Origin of the sequence: Cellulomonas sp. Leaf395 (assembly GCF_001424125.1) — a bacterium.
Lineage (GTDB): Bacteria > Actinomycetota > Actinomycetes > Actinomycetales > Cellulomonadaceae > Cellulomonas.
Genome location: NZ_LMQI01000005.1, coordinates 783,503 through 801,446, shown reverse-complemented (window position 1 = coordinate 801,446; position 17,944 = coordinate 783,503). Strand labels below are relative to the sequence as shown.

14 protein-coding genes are annotated in these 17,944 nt (G+C 74.2%); 1 reads left to right on the top strand and 13 read right to left on the bottom strand.

Going from position 1 to position 17,944, the window contains the following annotated elements; genetic code table 11:
• Positions 1–20: 20 nt before the first annotated feature.
• From ASG23_RS20350 to ASG23_RS18170, 11 genes are read right to left on the bottom strand one after another with little or no spacing between them, the layout of a single operon-like run.
• A complete protein-coding gene (locus ASG23_RS20350; RefSeq protein ID WP_082516320.1) occupies positions 21–1,181 on the bottom strand; it encodes an eCIS core domain-containing protein in 1,161 nt (386 codons plus the stop codon).
• On the bottom strand, positions 1,178–4,255 hold the full coding sequence (locus tag ASG23_RS20075; RefSeq protein WP_056027918.1) for a DUF6519 domain-containing protein: 3,078 nt from the start codon (positions 4,253–4,255) through the stop codon (positions 1,178–1,180). Before ASG23_RS20075 ends, ASG23_RS20350 begins: the two co-directional genes overlap by 4 nt.
• Before the next feature lies 1 nt (position 4,256).
• On the bottom strand, positions 4,257–6,503 hold the full coding sequence (locus ASG23_RS18210) for a phage tail protein (protein ID WP_056027916.1): 2,247 nt from the start codon (positions 6,501–6,503) through the stop codon (positions 4,257–4,259).
• Positions 6,500–9,031, bottom strand: a complete 2,532-nt coding sequence (locus tag ASG23_RS18205; RefSeq protein ID WP_157465739.1) for a putative baseplate assembly protein — start codon at positions 9,029–9,031, stop codon at positions 6,500–6,502. Before ASG23_RS18205 ends, ASG23_RS18210 begins: the two co-directional genes overlap by 4 nt.
• Complete coding sequence (locus tag ASG23_RS18200; RefSeq protein WP_056027913.1) at positions 9,028–11,601, bottom strand: hypothetical protein; 2,574 nt, start codon at positions 11,599–11,601, stop codon at positions 9,028–9,030. The genes ASG23_RS18205 and ASG23_RS18200 overlap by 4 nt, the downstream gene beginning before the upstream one ends.
• Positions 11,598–12,017 (bottom strand): GPW/gp25 family protein, encoded by a 420-nt coding sequence (locus ASG23_RS18195; RefSeq protein WP_082516319.1) that lies wholly within the window; start codon positions 12,015–12,017, stop codon positions 11,598–11,600. Before ASG23_RS18195 ends, ASG23_RS18200 begins: the two co-directional genes overlap by 4 nt.
• Positions 12,014–12,331 (bottom strand): hypothetical protein, encoded by a 318-nt coding sequence (locus ASG23_RS18190; protein WP_056027911.1) that lies wholly within the window; start codon positions 12,329–12,331, stop codon positions 12,014–12,016. Before ASG23_RS18190 ends, ASG23_RS18195 begins: the two co-directional genes overlap by 4 nt.
• Entirely contained in the window at positions 12,331–12,852 is a 522-nt protein-coding gene (locus ASG23_RS18185; RefSeq protein ID WP_056027909.1) for a phage baseplate assembly protein V, read from the bottom strand. The genes ASG23_RS18190 and ASG23_RS18185 overlap by 1 nt, the downstream gene beginning before the upstream one ends.
• A gap of 9 nt (positions 12,853–12,861) precedes the next feature.
• The gene (locus tag ASG23_RS18180; protein ID WP_056027907.1) at positions 12,862–14,004 is read right to left on the bottom strand and encodes a hypothetical protein; all 1,143 of its coding nucleotides are present in this window, start codon (positions 14,002–14,004) and stop codon (positions 12,862–12,864) included.
• The gene (locus ASG23_RS18175; RefSeq protein ID WP_056027905.1) at positions 14,001–14,306 is read right to left on the bottom strand and encodes a hypothetical protein; all 306 of its coding nucleotides are present in this window, start codon (positions 14,304–14,306) and stop codon (positions 14,001–14,003) included. Before ASG23_RS18175 ends, ASG23_RS18180 begins: the two co-directional genes overlap by 4 nt.
• A 1-nt stretch (position 14,307) precedes the next feature.
• Positions 14,308–14,979 carry a hypothetical protein gene (locus tag ASG23_RS18170; RefSeq protein ID WP_056027903.1) on the bottom strand — a complete coding sequence of 224 codons (672 nt, stop codon included), beginning with the start codon at positions 14,977–14,979 and terminating at the stop codon, positions 14,308–14,310.
• Positions 14,980–15,162: 183 nt separating this feature from the next.
• Between ASG23_RS18170 and ASG23_RS18165 the strand changes: the two genes are divergently transcribed.
• Complete coding sequence (locus ASG23_RS18165; protein WP_056027901.1) at positions 15,163–15,918, top strand: AfsR/SARP family transcriptional regulator; 756 nt, start codon at positions 15,163–15,165, stop codon at positions 15,916–15,918.
• Between the two features lie 16 nt (positions 15,919–15,934).
• Here ASG23_RS18165 and ASG23_RS18160 read toward each other — a convergent pair whose 3' ends face one another.
• Together ASG23_RS18160 and ASG23_RS18155 are read right to left on the bottom strand one after the other, a co-directional pair.
• Positions 15,935–16,156, bottom strand: a complete 222-nt coding sequence (locus ASG23_RS18160) for a hypothetical protein (RefSeq protein ID WP_056027899.1) — start codon at positions 16,154–16,156, stop codon at positions 15,935–15,937.
• Between the two features lie 9 nt (positions 16,157–16,165).
• Positions 16,166–17,911 (bottom strand): eCIS core domain-containing protein, encoded by a 1,746-nt coding sequence (locus ASG23_RS18155; protein WP_056027897.1) that lies wholly within the window; start codon positions 17,909–17,911, stop codon positions 16,166–16,168.
• Positions 17,912–17,944 lie beyond the last annotated feature (33 nt).

The following is a 17,944-nucleotide window of genomic DNA, read 5'->3' as shown; positions in this document are numbered from 1 at the left end:
ATGGCGAACACCGGCGCTCGTCAGAACGCCTTCTTGAGGAAGTCACCGACCGTGGGCAGCTTGAGCAGGTCGATGTTCAACATGATGCGGGTGTCGGGGATCTTCGGTGCCGGGCCGACGTCGAAGCGGCTCGGCCCGAAGCCGGGCAGGTCCGGCGGCGCGAACGCCGGCTGGAGCTGGAGCAGCGACGGGAAGGTCCCGCCCGAGACGCCCAGCCCTGGCAGCAGCCCGAGCTTCGCGGTGCCGCCGGCCAGCGACAGTCGCTCGGCGGTCGGGTCCCACGACCAGGCGAGGTCCGCCGTCAGGCTCAGGCCCTTCCAGCCGTGGGAGAGCTTGATCAGGTCGCCGAGGTCGAACGCCGTCCTGAACCGCAGGTTCGGGTTCGTCGCGTCGGGCAGCTGGAAGTCGAGCTTCGTGAGCGTCGCGTACGGGACGAGGGTCAGCGGCATCGCGAGGTTGAACCCCTGGAGCTTCTGGCGACCTGTCGGGTCGGCGAGAAGCGAGCCGATGCCCAGACCGTAGGTCGCTGCTCCGAACCCGATGAGAGCACCCGTCTCGCCGCCCGACAGCGCGCTGAACGGGCGCGTGACCAGCTTGGTGGCCGGTTCGATGATCTCCTTCTTGATCTTCGGGTCGTCCTTCGCCTTCTCGACGAGCTTCGACAGGCCCGTGACGACCTCCTCGCCCGCCCCGGGCTTCTTCTCGGCCTCGTCCTCGCACTGCGCACCGGCGGGTGGGCGTTCGTGCACGACGAACCTGCCGCCGCCGAGCACGGCCGCGGCGGCGGCGTCGGCCTCGCGCTCCGACGGATGGTCGGGTCCTGAGGCCCGGGCGACGGGCGACCGGGCGACGCCGGTGGGACCGGCGGCCTGCTGCGCGACGTGCGCGAGCTCGTGCGCCACGAGCCGGCGACCCTCGGCCGTCCGGGGTCGGTACGCACCGGGCGCGAACATCACGTCGGTCCCGACCGTGAACGCGCGGGCGTGCAACCCGCGCGCGGCCGTGCCGGCCCGCTCGTCGGCGTGCACCCGCACGGTGGAGAAGTCGTGCGAGAACCCGGACTCCATCGCGCGGCGCGTCGCGCTGTCGAGGGCCGTTCCGCCCGCCGGGACGCCTTCCGCGCGCGGGTCGGGGCCGGGCGTCTCGCGCGCGTGCTCGGCCATCGCGTGAGGGCTCGTCATCCGCCCGCTCCTCTCGCGACCCGGACGACCAGCTGCTCGCCCGCGAGCAGCGTCTCGCCGGCGGGCACGTCCGTGCCGAGGACCGTCCCACCGCGCACGCCGGGGGCGTCCTCCTCGACGAACCTCACCTCGACGTCGGCCTCCGCCGCACGACGCGTGACGAATGCGCGCGTGCGACCCAGCAGGTCGTCGACGACGAGCCGCGGCACGGGGTCCACCGGCGGGATGGAGACGCCGGGCGCCCGCAGCAGGCGTCTCGGGTCGATCGGGAGGCGCCCGAAGTCGATCGGGCCGGGAGTGAACCCGTCGCCGCGACCAGGTCGGTCGTCGCGCTGCTCGTCGAACCAGAACCACGTCTCGAACCGTCCTCCCGTGACCTCGTCGGTCGTGGGCAGGATCAGTGTCGTCCGGCGGTCGGACACGTCCGTGTCGGCGTGCCCGTTGAGGTGCAACCTGCCGTCCTCGCCGAGGATCGCCCACCCGTCGAGCTGCAGCCGCAGGAGCAGCGGAAGCGGCGGCTCGCCGAGCTGCTGCTCCGCCGCGAGCTGGCGCAGCCGCCGGATCACCCGCCTGAGCAGGTCGTCGAGAGGCTGGTTCGCCGTCCAGATGATCAGCCCGCCGTCCGCGTTGAGGTTCCCGGCGATCTCGACGGTCCGCCGCGCCCACGCCGGCGGCGCCACCCACATCTCGGCCTCGGGGGAGACGGGCCAGGGGAGCTCGAGCAGCACGCGCCCGACCGGCTTGCTCTGCACGCTCTCCTGCCGGACCGGGCCGTCGAGCAGCACCGCGATCCCGGGGGACTGCCCCCCGAGCTGCTCGTAGCTGTACACCGTGTCGTTCTCGAGGTCCTCGCCGGAGAAGAACCGCACGGCGGTGACATGGACACCTGGGGTCCGCCGGCCGGTCGGGTCGAGCTGCGCGGTGACCCGGATGTGTGCCTCGTCGGGCTGGACGGCGCCCGGCACCTCCTCAAGCACGATCGTGAGCACGTCGCTCGTCCGGTTGCCGCCCGTGTCGGGCTCGACGAACCCGGGCTGCCACACGAACGCGGCGACGCCCCGCTCGTCGGTCTCCGTCACGACGCGTTCGTCGGCGCCGGGGGTGTTCGAGAGCGTCGACGGGACGGGCGAGCCGTCCGGAGCGCCGAGCACGAGCCCGCCCCGCCCGACCGCGGCCGAGACCGTTGCCCGGACGACCGGGCCGCACGGGGAGTCGACCGCGACGCGCACCAGCTGCGGCACGGTCGAGCCGCGGGTGGCGACCTCCTGCCCGTCCCCGCCGACGAGCGCGAGGCTCGGGGTCGTGACGAGCCGCGCGAGGGCGTCCTGGACGGTTCGCGTCCGCGCGAACCCGTCGCACACGGGTTCCCAGGCGACCTGGCTCGCCACGGAGAGCCGCCCCGTGACGACCACCGCGACGTCGTCGACGTCCTGCGTGTCCGTCAGTCGCCGGGCCGTGAGCGTCTGCGTGGTCGCACCGTCGGGGGTGAGCGTCCACAGCACGGCGGCGACACCGTCGGGGCCGGTGGCCACGACGAGCGGGTTGCCCGCGCTTCCGTCGGCCGTGCGCACCGTGCCGCCGGCCGCGGTGAACCGCACGTCCTCGTCGGCGACGGGGATCGCGCCACGACGCACGACGACGCGGACGGGCTCGGGCAGCTCCTCGCCCGGCATGGCCTCCTGGCCGTCGCCGCCGACGAGGTCGATCGACGTCATCGCGGTCAGCGGGGGAAACAGGGAGCGGCAGTCGGCCACGAGGGTCCAGCCGCCCGCACCGCGCTCCAGGATGCCGAGCTGCGCGCGGTGCGTGCTCGGCCCGTGCGGTGCCACCGCGACGGGCGCGTCCGGCAGGCCGGGCCACTCGATGGTGCCCTGGCGTGCCGTCACGCCGTATGCGAGCCGGACCGTGCGCGCAGGGATGAGCCAGTGGTCGCCGACGGCGGGGGTGCCACCGGCCGGGAACGTGACGTTGATCCCTCCCTCGAGGAGCTGCGGTGCCGCGCTCAGCGGTGTCGGCCCGCCGTCCCAGCGCCGCACGACCGGCGTCCCGCCGAGCGTGCCGACGCTGGTGACGGCGGTATCGAGCCACGCGACGTGCACGACGTTCTCGGCGATGGAGTCGACCGTCGAGCCGACCCGGGCGAGGAACCCGGGCCGGTGCTGCAGCTGCAGCGCGACGCTCGTGACCTCGACGAGATCCCCCGGGAGGATCGACAGCTCGTCGTCGCGTCCCACGCGGTCCAGCTCGAGCGCGTGGTCCATGCCGGTGACGATCGATGGCTCGACGGAGACCAGCTTGGCGACGACCGAGCCGTTCTCGCGCGACCACACGAACCGCGCGGGACCGTCGACGTCGTGCACCTCGACCCGGTACAGCTGGTTCTCGAGCAGCTCGTAGCCGCTGCCCGCGGTGATGGAGCAGGGGTCGGTCTGGGCCTGCGCGTCCGCGACCCCGGCGACCATGAGCCGCGGCACGCGCAGCGGCAGGGCGCCGGCGACCTGCGAGCAGACCTCGTCGCCAGGCAGCGCCTCGAGTCGCACCTGCCAGACGGTCTGTGCACGCGCCGCGGTGTCGGGCCCGCCTAGCGCCGACTCGAGCAGCTCGGGCCGCTCGTCGGCGGTCACCAGACGGTCGAACACGTCGAGGAAGACCGCGTACCGACCGTCCGTTCCCGGCTGGCCGACGGCGGGCTCGTCCGAGACCTGCGGCAGGTAGGGCTGCTCCGTCAACGGCCACGCCGTCGCGGCTCCGGGCGGCTCCGGCGACTCGACCAGCTCGCCGTCGACGTAGTAGCGACCGGGCGTCACCCCGAGGTCCTCCCACGGCACCGCGCCGTCGTCGGCCACGTCGCCGGTGCTCAGCGACACGATGGCGAAGGGTCCGGGCGAGCCGTCGCCGGGGTCGACGCCTCCCGCCGGCCCGACGATGTCGGCGGTGCGCACCTCGTCGTGGTGGGCGGTGATGTCGGCCTGCTCGTTCCACTCGGCGTCGAGCAGGACGCGGCCTTGCTGCATGACGACGGACCGGAACCCCAGCGCGGGGTCGAAGGTACGGCGGGTGAGGTCAGCGTGCATGTCAGCTCCCGAACAGTCCGATCTGCATCCCCGCCGGCACGTAGGGCTCGACGAGACGACGTGCTGCGTCCGCCCTCAGGGGGCGGCGCAGGTGGTGGTGGACGCCCATCTCGGCGCCGTCCTCGCCGCCGCGGCGTACCGACGGAGGCGCGGCGGGGGACAGCGCTGGGTAGAAGGGCGAGCCGAGGCTCGTGGCACCTGGCCCGCCGGCGAGGAACGAGGGCCAGTCGGCGCCGGCGGCGTCGGGGTGCGGCACGCACCGGAACCGGCGCGCTGTGCGCGAGCCGGGGGCCAGGTAGCTGAACCGTGCGCAGCCGCGCTGCCGGTCGACGACGCTGACGACGTCGGTGCACAGGCTTGACGTCACGTCGAGGATCCGCGCGTCGAGCGTGCCGGACAGCGTCGACCCGTCGACGGTCACGTGCGTGCCCGTCGCCGTGATCGCCGGTCCCTGCGGTGCGGGGTCGGCGAGCGCGTCCGTCAGCGCCGGGTCGACGACGGAGTCGACCACGGACAGCGTCGGCACGGTGCCGACCAGGTCGATACCGCCGACGAGGCTGCGCCGCACCGCCACCGCGAGCTCGCGGTTGCCGTCGTCGACCGTGCCCTCGACGACGACGCGTCCCGCGACGGTGCACTGGCTCAGCGTCAGCGACCGCAGGTCGCCGGCCTGCACGACCACGTCACCGTCGACGACGAGCCCGTCGAGGAGCACGGCGGACCCCGCCGCGCCAGTGACGACGACGTCGCCGAGGATGCGCGGGCGCAGGCCGTCAGGGGAGTACACGCCTGGCACCGGTGCCTCGACGTCGCCGTTCAGCAGCAGTCGCCCGCGCCACGTCGCCGCCACGAGCACGAGCCGCGACTCGGCGGGCACGTCGACGTCCAGCGTCCCCGTGTACGTCTCGCTGTCCGCGACGGACAGCACCTGCGTGCCGCCGGTGAGGTCCGGGTCGGTCGCCGCCCACCGCGCCGCGATGTCGGTGAGCCCGTCGACGACGGTGGTCCGGAGCCCGCCGGCGGGTGGTCCCGTGCGGACCAGGACCTGCGACTCGATCCGGTCGCCGCCCTCGTCGGTGTCGCCCGTGAACGGGTCGGCCGCGAGGGCCTCGGCATGCCCGGGGCTGCGGTCGTACGTGCCGGCGCCGACGTCCGCGACCGCGCCGTACGCGTAGCGCACGAGCACCGAACCCGGGTTGGTCGCGACGCCGTCGAGGTAGGTGCGCACCCGCCCGCACACCGGGTCCACCGTGACCTGCCAGCCGAGCGGCGGGTCGTCGGACGGGTCGTCAGGGGTCCCTGCATCGTCGGTCGCGAGCTCTTCGAGGCCGCGCACGCGCAGGCGCCAGGGTTCGAGGAGGTCGGCTCCGTCGATGCGCACCGCGACCGGCAGGGTCGGGGGGTCCGTGTCGACGCCGCGCGCCCGCGCAGCGCGCAGCAGGGCCAGCAGGCGCCGCGGCCGCAGGGGCACCGGCAGGTCGCTCTCGTCGGCGAGGTGCTCGATCGTGGTCTCCGTCGCCGGCACCGCGAACCAGGGCTCGCGCACGCCGAGCGGGTGCGTCGCCCAGCCGTCCTCCGGATCCCCGAGGGCGCGCGCCGCGACGTCGACCGCCTCGTACACCTGCACAGGGAAGACGAACACCGCGATGTTCTCGATGCCGTACCGGCCCCGCCCGCCGTGCCGGCCCGGGTCGACGCGCCGCACGTGGGCGGTGTGGGCGAACCGGGTGAGCGCGCCCTGCGCGAGCCGGGGCGAGCCGAGCTCGGCGGACGCGGCGTCGCGGAGGCTCGCCCAGGTGGGCCGCTCCGGCCGGACGTGGTTGACGTGCGTCGTGGTGCCCAGCAGGCGGTACGTCTCGACGGCCTTCGTCGGCCAGCCGGTCACGTCCCGGACGACCTGCTCGATGACCGCGACGGTGCCCTTGCGCTGCCGGTAGGAGACGGTGTTGGCCACGACACCGCGCCGCGAGACCCCCGCTCCGGTGCCCGATCCCAGGTCGCCCGGCAACCCGTCGAGACCGACGAGGTCCGCGAGGTATGGCAGCACCCACTCGGGCGCCGTCTCGACGAACCACGAGTCGTACAGCGACTGCAGGTCGTCCTCGACGGTCGTGAGCTCGGTGGCCACGGCGCTCAGGAGCGCGTGCAGCAGCCCGCCGGACTCGGCGTCGCGCTGCAGGACGTGCGCCGGGAGCAGGGACTCGAGATACGCGGTGCGCTCGTCGCGTCGCAGGTCGGAGACGGTCATGCGAGCACCTCCACGTGTGCGGTGACGTGCAGGGCCTGCGCGGGCAGGAGCTGCATGTCGGCATCGGGCGACGGGCGGTCCCAGCGGGCCGGTGCGGCGACCAGCAGGTCATCGGACGCGTCCGCGAGGTCGGGCGCCGACAGCGTGGGCATCGTCACCGACTCGACCCCCTCGACCGCCGCGGCCGTCACGAGCACGGACGACGCGGCCAGGGACGTCGCCAGATCCATCGCGGCGTACTCGGCGAGCAGCGCTGCCTCGACCGCGGCGAGCACGGGCGCGGCCTCGTAGCGGCGGTCCACGTGGATCCCCAGCTGCGCCACCGCGGGCACGACCTCACCTGCCAGCACCACGCGTTGCCCACGCTGCTCGCGGGCGGCGTCCAGCGTCGCCTGCAGGTCGGACAGCAGGTCCGACGTGGCCGGGTCGCCTGTGACGCCCAGCACGGACACCACGATCGTGCGCGTGCGCCCGTCCCACACGAGGTGCGCGCACGCGCGGCCGACCCGCGCGTAGCCGCGGGCGAAGTCCGCGTAGTCCGCCACGGACACCGCGCGGTCGAGCGTGCGGATCCGCTGCGGAGCGTTGGTGCGCGCGCCGTCCAGGTCCTCCGGCGGTGCCCAGTCGTGCGTCGGTGCGGGGTTCGTGACTGTCGCGATGCCGCGCGGCCGCCGCACGGGCAGCATCACGGCACCCGCGTCCGCGACGCCGTCCGCGCCGATGCCCGCGCGGTACGTCGCGCGCACGTTCTCCGCTCCCGACGGCAGCCGGGAGCCGTGCAGGCCGTCGCCGAACACGACCGTCGAGACGCCGTCCTCGGCCTGCCGCACGACGTACACCTGGTCGGTCGGCCCCGCGTCCAGGAGCGTCTCGACCGGCGCCCAGGCGACGTCCTCGACCCGCACCTCGAGCTCGGCCTCGACACCCGCGGCGTTCGTCGTCGTGGACACGTAGGTCAGCGGAGCCTTGCGCAGCGTGAAGCGAGGGAACGGGACGGCGCCGTCGCCGCTGCCGAGCACCTGCTCGGTCGTCTCCCCGTGCGTGGCGTCGGCGACGTTCGCGTGCACGACGACCGAGCCGGCGCGGTACGCGTGCTGGAGGACCGGCTCGAGGGTGAGGCGTTGCGCGCCGGTCGCGGGCACGTCGTCGCCGGAGCGCTGCTCGACGGCGATCACCGTCGCGGCCTCGACGACCTCCTCGTCGTCGGGGGTCACACCGACGACGAGGACGCGGAGGTCCACCTCGAGCGGGGGGTCGGTCGTGAGCACGTCGAGCGTCGTCGCGGGCGCGCCCGCCGCGCCCGGTGCGGGCATCCACACCGTGGGCAGCTCCTCGCTCACGGCGTGCACGAGCGTGCTCTCGCGGTCGAAGGTCGCAACCCGCCTGCCGTCGTCGTCGTCGACGTCGACGCGCGTCGTCCTGCCCGCGAGCGCGAACCGGCGTGCACCGCCCGGGGACACGCCGGTGACCTCGAACGCCTCGACCTGGTCGCCGCTCTCGAGCGCGAGCCACGAGCCGGGGACGAGGTCCGGCACGTCGCCGTCGATCTCGAGCTCGCTCAGCGCCCAGCCCGGCCACCGCTCCTCAGGGTCGGTGCCGGTCGTCACGAACGCGATGCGCTTGTCCTCGTCCTGGAGCAGCTCGGTGCGGGGGGCGTTGTGGCCGAACAGGTTGAGCCGCCGGGTCAGGCGCAGCACCCGCACGTCGCCCACTGTGCGCCCCTCCCCGAAGGTCACTGGCGCGTGGAGCGTCACCCGCGTCCAGCCCACCGCCCAGGGCGGGTCCACCTCGACCGCGGTCACGCGACGCAGCGCCCACTGCTCGCCGTCGGTGCCACGACGGGGACGCTCCCGGCGCGGCGGGGCGACGTCGGCCGCCCCGACGAGGAGAACGCGGTCGTCGACCAACACCATCGGCGCGGTGGAATCGAGCCACACGGTGTCGGTCCCGGCGGGGAACGACTGGCGGACCCGGTCGAGCGCGGGGACGGCGTTCCACGCGACGCGGGCGACGAGGTCACCGGTCGTCTCGAACGTCTGCGGAAGCTTGCCGGGCGCGGGGACCGACTGCACGGGGGTGCCGGCGGGGACGTCCACGGTCAGCGGGGCGGTCGGTGCGGACTCCACCGCGAACGCCAGCTCGACGCGCGCCGCGGCGCCGGGCCGCAGCTCGTAGCCCAGCGTGCGCGCGAGCTGGCGCACGCTCGACGTCTCGGTCGCGGTCCGCAGGAACCCTTCCTGCGCGATCCGCTCCGTGTAGAACGACACGACGTCCGTGACGACCGCCCACGTGTCGAGCAGCGCGACGGTCGGGTCGGCGGGCGGCTGTGTCGCCAGGGAGCGCACCGCGAGATCCTGCGCGGGCTCAGCAAGGTGCTCGCGCATCCGGGCGAGCGCCGTCCCGTGCGGTGCCACCCGCCACCGCAGCGCACGCTGACCGGGCAGGTTCCCCTCGGGCGCGGTCGGCCCGCGGCCCACGCACGCCCCGCCGCACGCCCCACCGCAGCCGCAGCCCGTCCGGGTCGTCATGTCCCGCCTCCCAGCCTCACGTCCACCCGACCGGCTTCCGGGTCGTTCGGGTCCGAGTCGCACCGCAGCAGCTCGCGCGGCGACATCACCAGCTCGCCCGCGACGAGGCTCGCCGCCGCCTGCGCGTCGCTGGCGTCGGCCCGCGCGAACCGCGTGACCTCGACCCACGCGACGCCGTCGACCGTCATGGCCTCGCCCACCACGTCGGACAGCCGCAGGGGGTCGCCGAACGTGAAGCGGTCGGGGTGGAAGAACGCGCGCTGCCCGTCGCGGCGCGTCCCCGAGCCGAGGACGTCGCGCAGGGCCGCCTCGACGTCGGCCGTGTCGTGCTCGGGACGCACGCACGCGAACAGCGCGATCGTGAGCGGCACCACGACGGGACGCTCCAGCTCGACGTCGATGCCCGCCATGCGGCGCACCTCGAGCGACGCGACCAGCTCGTCGTCCAGCGCCTCGTCACCCGCGTGCGACGCGACCGGGTCGACGGTGACCTCCTGCGCGTACCACGACCCCGTCCACCGTCGCCGTGCGACGGCGCGCTGCACGCCCGGGTGCTGCTCGGCGACCGTCGCGTAGTCCGGGGAGGTCACGGCGCGCAGCCGGGTGCGCAGCGCCGCGGGGGCGAGCTGACGTACCTGTTCGAGGCGTTCCGGGTCCGTGCCGCCCGTCGCGGGCAGCGGGTTCCAGACCTCGACCCCCGCGGGTGGGGCGAGGCGGTCCGCGCGGGGCAGCAGACGGATCAGCCGGTCCGGGGCGACGCCGCCGAGGGTGCCTGTACCGATCCGGTAGGACGCGAGCTGCGTCGACCCGACGGACGGCTCCCGGCCCGTGAGCCCGTCGCCGAACCGCAGCCGGGAGACCCCGCCCGGCTCGGGCTCGACGACGACGTGCGTCGCCAGCCGGCCGCTCGCGAGCAGGTCCGGCCGAGGCAGCCACGTGCGTTGTCCGTCGTACAGCGACAGGGCGGCCCCGGCACGCCGCGGGTCCGGCCGCAGCAGCGCACCGGCGGCGCCCGTCGTCGGGAAGGTCGGGTCCGTGTACGTCAGGTCCGGGCGCTGCAGGCGCGGACGGAACGCACCGTCGGCGGGCACCGTCGGCGGCACGAGGGTCTCGTCGAGGAGGCTCGCGCCATGGTCGGCGACGACGACGTTCGCGAGCGCCACAGCCCGGGCGTCGTCCGTGCCAGGCGTACTGACCTGCAACGGCGCGGGCAAGGCGTCGGCAGGGTGCCACCGCAGCTCCCAGACGCGCACCGTCGGGTCCAGAGGGTCGGCGTGCTCGTGCGCATCCTCCACGAGCCGCACCGGGAACCGGCGCGCCGGGTCACCCTCACGGGCGACCCCGTTGACGGGTGCGTCGACGAGCACGAGCACGTCGCCCTGGCGAAGCCCGGGGTCGTCCGCGGGACCCGTGCCGCTCGCGACGAACGCCGCGGTCGTCCCCGCGGGCAGGCAGTGGTCCGGGTCGCCCCACGCGTACAGCGGCAACGCGTTGCGCGCCGGGGTGATCTCGACGGCAGTGACGGTCTCGAACACCGTGCCGCCCAGGTCGGTCGCGTCGACCGGCACCGCGACGTCCTGACCCGCACGCGCCGGCAGGTCCGTCACGGGAGTCCTCGCGGGCACGGTCAGCGTGCCGGCGCCCGTCGTGAACGCCAGCAGGGTGCGCGCCGAGCAGCCCTCGTGCACCGCGTAGCCCAGCAGCCGCGCATGGCGGCGCACCGACGTCCGGCGCCGCGCCGTGCCGAGGTACGCCTCCACAGCCACGGCGTCCTGCCAGTACGCGAGCCGGTCACCGACCGCGGAGAACAGCTCCACGAGCATGACCGCGGGGTCCGCCGGGTTGCGGTCCGTCCAGTCCGGCAGCAGCGTCGCCAGCCGGTCCAGCAGGCGGGTGCGCAGCGCCTCGTAGTCGCGCGCCAGATAGTCGCCGGGCAGGAGGTCGACCTCGCCGTCCGGCGGGACGCACTCGTCACGGCAGTCCAGGTCGGTCGGGCAGTCCACCGAGAACGCGAACGGCGCGGTCGACAGCGGCAGGTCCACCCCGTCCGGGGCGCCGAGGCCACCCGGCCCCGCGAGCCGCAACGTGTACGTCGACCTGTCGCCCCACGACGAGGTGCGCACGACGAGCACGCGACGGGCCAGGTCGTCGTGGTCCGGGTCCGCGGGCTCGGGCAGCGCCTGCGCGACGAGCATCTGGTCGGCCGGGCTCACACCGTCCGGCAGGACACCGACAGGGTCGCTCGCCGTCCCCACGATCGCGTCCGCCCGGAACGCCCACACGGCGTGCACCGGGTTCAGCGCCGGGTCCGGACGCACACCACCGACGACGAGCACCGCGTCCGCCGTCCACGCTGTCGGGACCGGTCCGTTGAGCAGGTGCACCAGCAGCGTGCTCTGCTGCGGCGCACCGGGGACCTGGCCAGGAGTGCCGTCGTGGTTCGAGAGCACCTCGACGTGGTCGATCCCGTCGATCCCGTCGGGTTGCCCGATGCCCGGCCGCCCGCGCACGAGCGAACGGCGCGCCTCCAGGTCGATCGCGGCCGCGAACGGGAGCGTGTCGGTCGTCACGGCGACACCCCGGCGGTGGGCCCGCCCGTCACGGTGACCGTGCGGCGCTGGTCCGGGTGCGACGCGTACAGCGGGGCGTAGACGACGACCACCTCGAGGGCCGAGTCCACAGCCGTGACCTGCACGTCCTCGACGCGCACCAGGTCGGCGAGCCACTGCTGCAGAGCACCCTGCACCAGGGCCCGCGTCGTCTCGGCGAGCGCGTCGTCGAGCGGCGCGAACACCAGGCGGGCGACCCCGCTGCCGAAGCCCGGGCGGTTGACCCGCTCGCCCGGGCCGGTGAACAGCACCTGCTCGACGAGACCCGCCACGTAGACAGAGTCGTCGACCAGCGCGGTGCGACCCCGCGCGTCGAGGCGCAGCGGGAACGCCACGTGACGCGGCGGGTTGGACCGGCGCGGCGACGCGGTGCTCATGTCGCACTCACGCGGGTCTGCGTGACCGTGCAGGTCAGGGGAACCCCCGTGGGCAGGCACGAACCTGAGCCGCCCTGGATCGCGAGCGGTTGCTGCATCGACGTGACCCGTGTCGTGCCGCTGCTCCACTGGGCGGTCGCGTCGGGACCGCCCGACTGCGGCGGGTACGAGCAGCCCGACACCGTGTACGGCGTGGGCAGCAGGATGACGCCCTGCCCGCCCGCCGTGACACGCGGTGACGCGCTCGCGGGCTTGGCCTGGCCCTGGTGGGTGCACGTGACCGTCGAGGACTGCGTCACGAGGTTGCCAGGCATCACTTCACCTCCAGGGCACCGCTGTTGATCGACACCGACGACATGGAGACCGCGATCTTGTTGCTGCCCATCGCGACGGTGAACCCGCTGCTCGTCGCCTCGACCGTGATAGTCGTCGCGACCGCGGGGGACCCGACGGAGACCTTCACGCCGCCCGCGCCGGGCAGGTCGGACAGCTCGACGGAGATCGCGTCGGTCTTGAGCATCTTGACCTCGGCCACCGCGGGCGAGGCCGGCACCTGGCCCGTGCCCCAGAAGCAGCCCGCGAGGATCGGCGAGTTCGGGTCGCCACCTTCGAACTCGACCCACACGTTCGCGCCGACGGGCGGGACCAGGAACAGCCCCACCTTGTCCCCGGCGTACGGCGTGCACGGCATCGCCCAGCTCATTCGTCCCTGCCCGAGCACCGCGGGGCACTCCACCTGCACGCGCCCGAGCTGCATCACGTCGACGTTGCTCGCGACCGTCCCGCGGTACTTGCCGTAGAACCGCGCCGGGCCGGTGGAGGCGAAGTCGTCCATCGTCGCCCCTCAGACCATGACCACGGGGGTGAGTGCGCCGCTGCCCTCGCGCTGCAGCGTGAACGACGCGGTGTAGGCGCCGCGGGTCACGTGGTGCACCACCTGCTGCACGTACCAGATGCCGTCGGCGGACCAGCCTGCGCCGCGCATCCCGACGAGCATGCGGGGCCGCAGGACCGAGCCGTACGCGCCGCCGTCGAGCGTCCCCGACGCCGTCATCGCGTCGACGCTGGCGTCGAGCACCCCCTGCGCCCGCGCGAACGCCGCGGCCGCACTGACTCCCGTGCCGCGGAACTGCCTCGACCGCAACGACGCCTGGTGCTCCACCCACACCGGCAGCGCGCTCAGCGGCGGCCGCGTCGGCGCGACCGTCCGCACGGGCAGCGTCTGCCCCGAGCGCACGTCCTGCACCTGCCCCTCGACGTTCTCCGGTCGCAGCACGTCCGTCGTGAAGGACACCTGGCCCTGCACGTTCGTCGCCGGCCCGAGGTCCACCGAGATCGCCGGTTGCGGCAGGCCCGCCCGCACGGCCGGCCCCCAGTAGAGCGAGCTCATGCCGCGCACCGGGCCCGGGATCATGCAGCACACGAAGCCGTGCCACTGTGCGAGGTCCGAGATGTGCCGCCAGTCCGTGGCCTGCTGCGTGGGCGTGCGCTCCATCGGCAGCGGCGGGTCCATCGTGGGCGGCGGGATGACGGTCGGGAGGATGCCGTGCTGCGCGTACTGCGCGGCGATCGCGAGCACCTGCAACGAGTCCTCGAGGGCCACGTGCTCGTCCGAGACCTCCGTGCGGTCCAGCAGCACCGACAGGTCCCGCCCCGTCAGGGTCAGCTCCGCGCGCTGCTGCTCACCGCCGGGGACGAGCGTCGCCTCGGTGACGATCCCGTCGACCAGCACCTTCGGCACGACCCCCATCGTCAGCTCGACGACGACCCGGGCGTTGGCCCGCAGCGGCGACGTCGTCAGCACGGGGGAGTCGAGGGCGGCCGTGGGGCCGGACCGACCCGCGTCCAGCACGATGCTGAACACCGTCGGCCGGGAGTCCGACTCGGTGACCTGGACGGACTTCACGCGCTGCGCGACGTCCGGCGGCACCGGCAGCGGGACCGTCGGGCCGGCGGACAACGCCATGTGCACCCCGAGCAGGCTCACGACGAGGCCGCCCTCGGCAGTGGCACGACCAGCTCCGTGCCGACGGCCTCCGCGTCGACGAGCGCGTCCGGATCGAGCGCGTCGTTCGCGTCGCACACCCGCCAGAAGCCCAGCGGGTCACCCGTGTACCGCGCGCTGATCAGGTCCAGCCGGTCGCCGGGCGCGACGAGGTGGACCGCGAGCGTGGCCTGCGCCGCCGGGTCGGGCGGGAACCGTCGCCGCAGGTGACGCACCAGGCGGCGCGCGCCGTCGGCCGTGGTGACCTCCAGGACCGTCGTCTCGACCTCGTCGTACCGTGCCACGTCACCCTCCCACCGAGACGGAGACGCCGGCCGAGCCCGCCAGCGCGCCCGCGATGCCCGCGAGCCCACCGACGGTCGCGCGGACCTCCTGCTGGACCTGGTGCACCAGGGACATCGCGAACCCGACGTCCGTGGGCGAGAAGTCGTCGTAGGTCAGGACCGTCAACGACAGGTCCACCGCGGCGCGGATCGGGTTGAGGAGCGTGTCGAACGCCTGCTCGCGGATGGTCAGGGAGTCGACGCGCACAGGCACCACCCGCCCGGGACCCCACACGAGGACCGTGAGCGGCCCGGTCGGCGGGAGCACCTCGATCACCCCGGCAGCGGTCAGCGCGGTGCGCGCGATGACCTGCGCGGTGCTCGGGTACAGCTGCATCTCCAGCACGGCGAGCCGCCCCGCGACACCCATGACCTGCGTGATCGCGTCACCCGCCTCGAGGCCGTCGGTCGCGTCGAGCTCGATCGTCATCGTGACGGTCTCGGTCGCCGCCCCCCACACGCGCAGCGCGTCCGACGCGGACGCCGCCCCCGCCGCCGGCCCGCGCGGGCGCAGCGACCGCGTGACCTCGTCGGGGTTGTACTGGAACACCGCGATCCGTGCGAGGGGCGCCGTCGGCTCGACCGCGACGATCGCCCCGGCCATGACGCGCGGTGACCCCGGGAAGCTGCTCATCCGGCGATCGTGGACGGGCGTCGTCACGTCTGTGTCACGTGCCTGTCACGCCGTGCTATGTATCAGTGTGGAGCGGGTGCGTCTCTCTCCATGCAGCACGGGCCTGCATCCGACGGGGACGGTGCAGGGTGGGACCGGCCGTCGCCCGACAGGGCGGACCGGGTCACGGGAGGGGGACTTCCGATGTCGCCGCAGGCAGCCACCGTCGCGTCCGCCCGGGGACGCCCCCAGGTCTCGATCCGCCTCCTCGGGGCGTTCGCCATGAACGTCGACAGCTGTCCCGTCGAGCTCCCCGGGGGCGTCCAGCGTCTCGTCGCGCTGCTCGCGCTGCGCGGACGGACGGGACGCAGCCGGCTCGCGGGCCTGCTGTGGCCCGACACGGAGGAGCGGCGGGCGCTCGCGAGCCTGCGCACCGGGCTGTGGCGGGTCAACCAGGCCGCGCCGGGTCTCGTCGTGTCCGCGCACGGCACGATCGAGCTCGGGCTGAAGCCCGAGGTCGACGTGCAGCAGCTGATCGACCACTCCCGCGCGCTGCTCCGGGGTGCTCCCGACACCGCCGATCCGACCGACCCTGGCGATGGTGAGCTCCTGCCCGACTGGGACGACGCGTGGCTCGACGCCGAGCGCGAACGCCTGCACCAGCTGCGCCTCCACGTGCTGGAGGCCACCGCCCGCCTGCTCGCCGACCACGGCCGGTTCGGCCTCGCGCTCGAGTTCGCCCTCGCCGCGCTGCGCGCCGACGAGCTGCGCGAGAGTGCGCACCGCGCGGTCATCGAGATCCATCTGGCCGAGGGCAACGTCGTCGAGGCGCGCCGTGCGTACGACGCCTGCAGCCGCACGATGCGCGACGAGCTCGGCATCGACCCTTCGCCGACCCTCGCCGCTCTCGTCCGGCCCGGCGGCCACGCGCCGCTGCACGTCGTCACCGCCTCCACCTGAGCGGCTCGCGCTCGTCCTAGTCGCGCCCGAGGAGGATCGTGACCGCCGGATCGTCGTCGACGGGTGGGATCAGGCCCACCAGCGTCGTGTGCGACGCGACGTCGAGGACCCCCCACTCCAGAAGGCCGGCCAGGTACGCGCGCCACGCGATGGCGTAGTCGCGCGGGAGCTCGCCGGCGAAGTGCGTCGCGTCGGCGTGGATACGCGCGGCGAGCTCGTCCTGTGTGCTCTGGTCCATCCGCCGTTCCTAGATCCGGGGGACGACGAGGTCGAAGTCCCTGCCGATGACTCGGATCTGCTGTATCCGACCCAGGGTATCGGCGCCGAACGCCCTCCGGATCGCGCGCTGCGCGAGCTCTCTGGTCATCCCGGTCTGTCCTCGCACGTCCGCGATGATGTGCGGTGCTTGGCCCGCGCCCTCCAGGATGCGACGTCCGAGCGCTCCGGACAGGTCACGGGAGGTGAGGCTCGAGATGGTCTTCAGCTCGGTACGGATGCCGTCGACCATGAAATCGGCGGTCCGCACCCCGTGGCGGGTCGACTCGGCCAGCACCCGGACGTTGCGCCCTTCCTTGATCAGGCGCCCGACGATGATGGACTCCTCCGCGGACAGCCTCCGGCCACCCTCGATGACGAGGCGGCCGGTGCGGGCTGTGCCTGTGCCGACGCCCGGGAGGAACCGGGCTCCGATGTACCAGAACGCGAGGTCGGTGAAGGCGCGGGCGGTCGCCGCCGCGTCCTCGCGTGCTGCGTCCAGCGCGGGCTGGTAGACGCTGAAGATTCGTGGCGCGGTCTGCGGGTTCAGGAGCGTCGGCCACACGACCTGGGTGTCCCGGTAGAAGGCGACGACGGTCAGTCCGCGGGACCTGACGGCGTCGGCGAGGTTCGCGACCTCGGCCTCGGCGTCCTCTCGGGACGCCTGCGGCGGGATCAGGGGCAGGAGGTCGAGATCCTGTGGGTCGAGGTCCCGCAGCGGCGTGCGCACCACGGTTCCGTCGTCGAGCGTGATGACAGCCTGGCCCGCGGCGAGGTTGATGGCGAGGGCGGTCGCCCGCTCGTCGACGTAGGCCCGGGTGTCCGCCGCCGAGAAGCCGGGGAAAGGCCACGAGTTCCGTGGGGGCGCTTCGTCGAAGAACGATGCCCAGGCGGGGAGCAGGCGGGTTGTGTCGACGAGGACCACCATCGAGTCGTCGAGGTCGTGCGCCACCGGGGCGGCCGGATCGCCGTACAGCTCCATGGCGATCGCCCGGTCCGTGTACGGGCCGAGGAACCGGGCCCGCGGTGGGTCGCCGTCCAGCGAGTCGAAACGGACACCGTTCCCGAACTCGCGCCGCTGGACGCGCAGGTCGAGGCCGTGGGCCTGCTGCACCACGTGCGCGAGCTCGTGGGCGAGCAGCTCCTGTCCCGGCGGGCTCGCCGGGTGGTGACCCCGGCCGAGAGCGACCCGGGAGCCGACGGTGTACGCCGCTGCCCCGAGGTCCTCCGCGGAGCGGTCTGCGGCGGCTCCCCAATAGACGCGCACCGCACCGAGGTCGTGGCCGAGGCGCGGTTCGAACGACGCGCGCGCGTCCGGTGCGAGCGGGTGGCCGGGAGCGTTCAGCGCGGTGTGAACCGATCGTGGCGCCGCCTCCGTGGAGCGCGCACGACCCGCGGATCGGCGGACGTGCGCGGGTCGGGTGCCGCCGGGAACGGTGCCGGCGAGGGAGTCGGCTGCTGCTTCGAGCGGGTCGTCGGTCCGCCCGACCGCGAGCAGCGTGGGGAGCGGTGTGGGTGCCGTCGGCGCGAGAGGCTCCGACCTGCGGTCGTGCACGGAGACCTGACCGACGTCGTGCTGGGTGGACGGTGGCGAGGCCTGCGACGCGCCCGGGTGCGACGGTGACTTCGGTGCGTGCACTGCGTGCACGGCCGCACGGTCGCGCCGAGTGGTCCCGGCACCGCCCGCTGCGCGGTCAGCGGTCGGGGGAGCGGCGACGGACGCGATGTGCGACGTCATGTGCGCCAGCGTCGAGCGGAGGCATCACGGCGG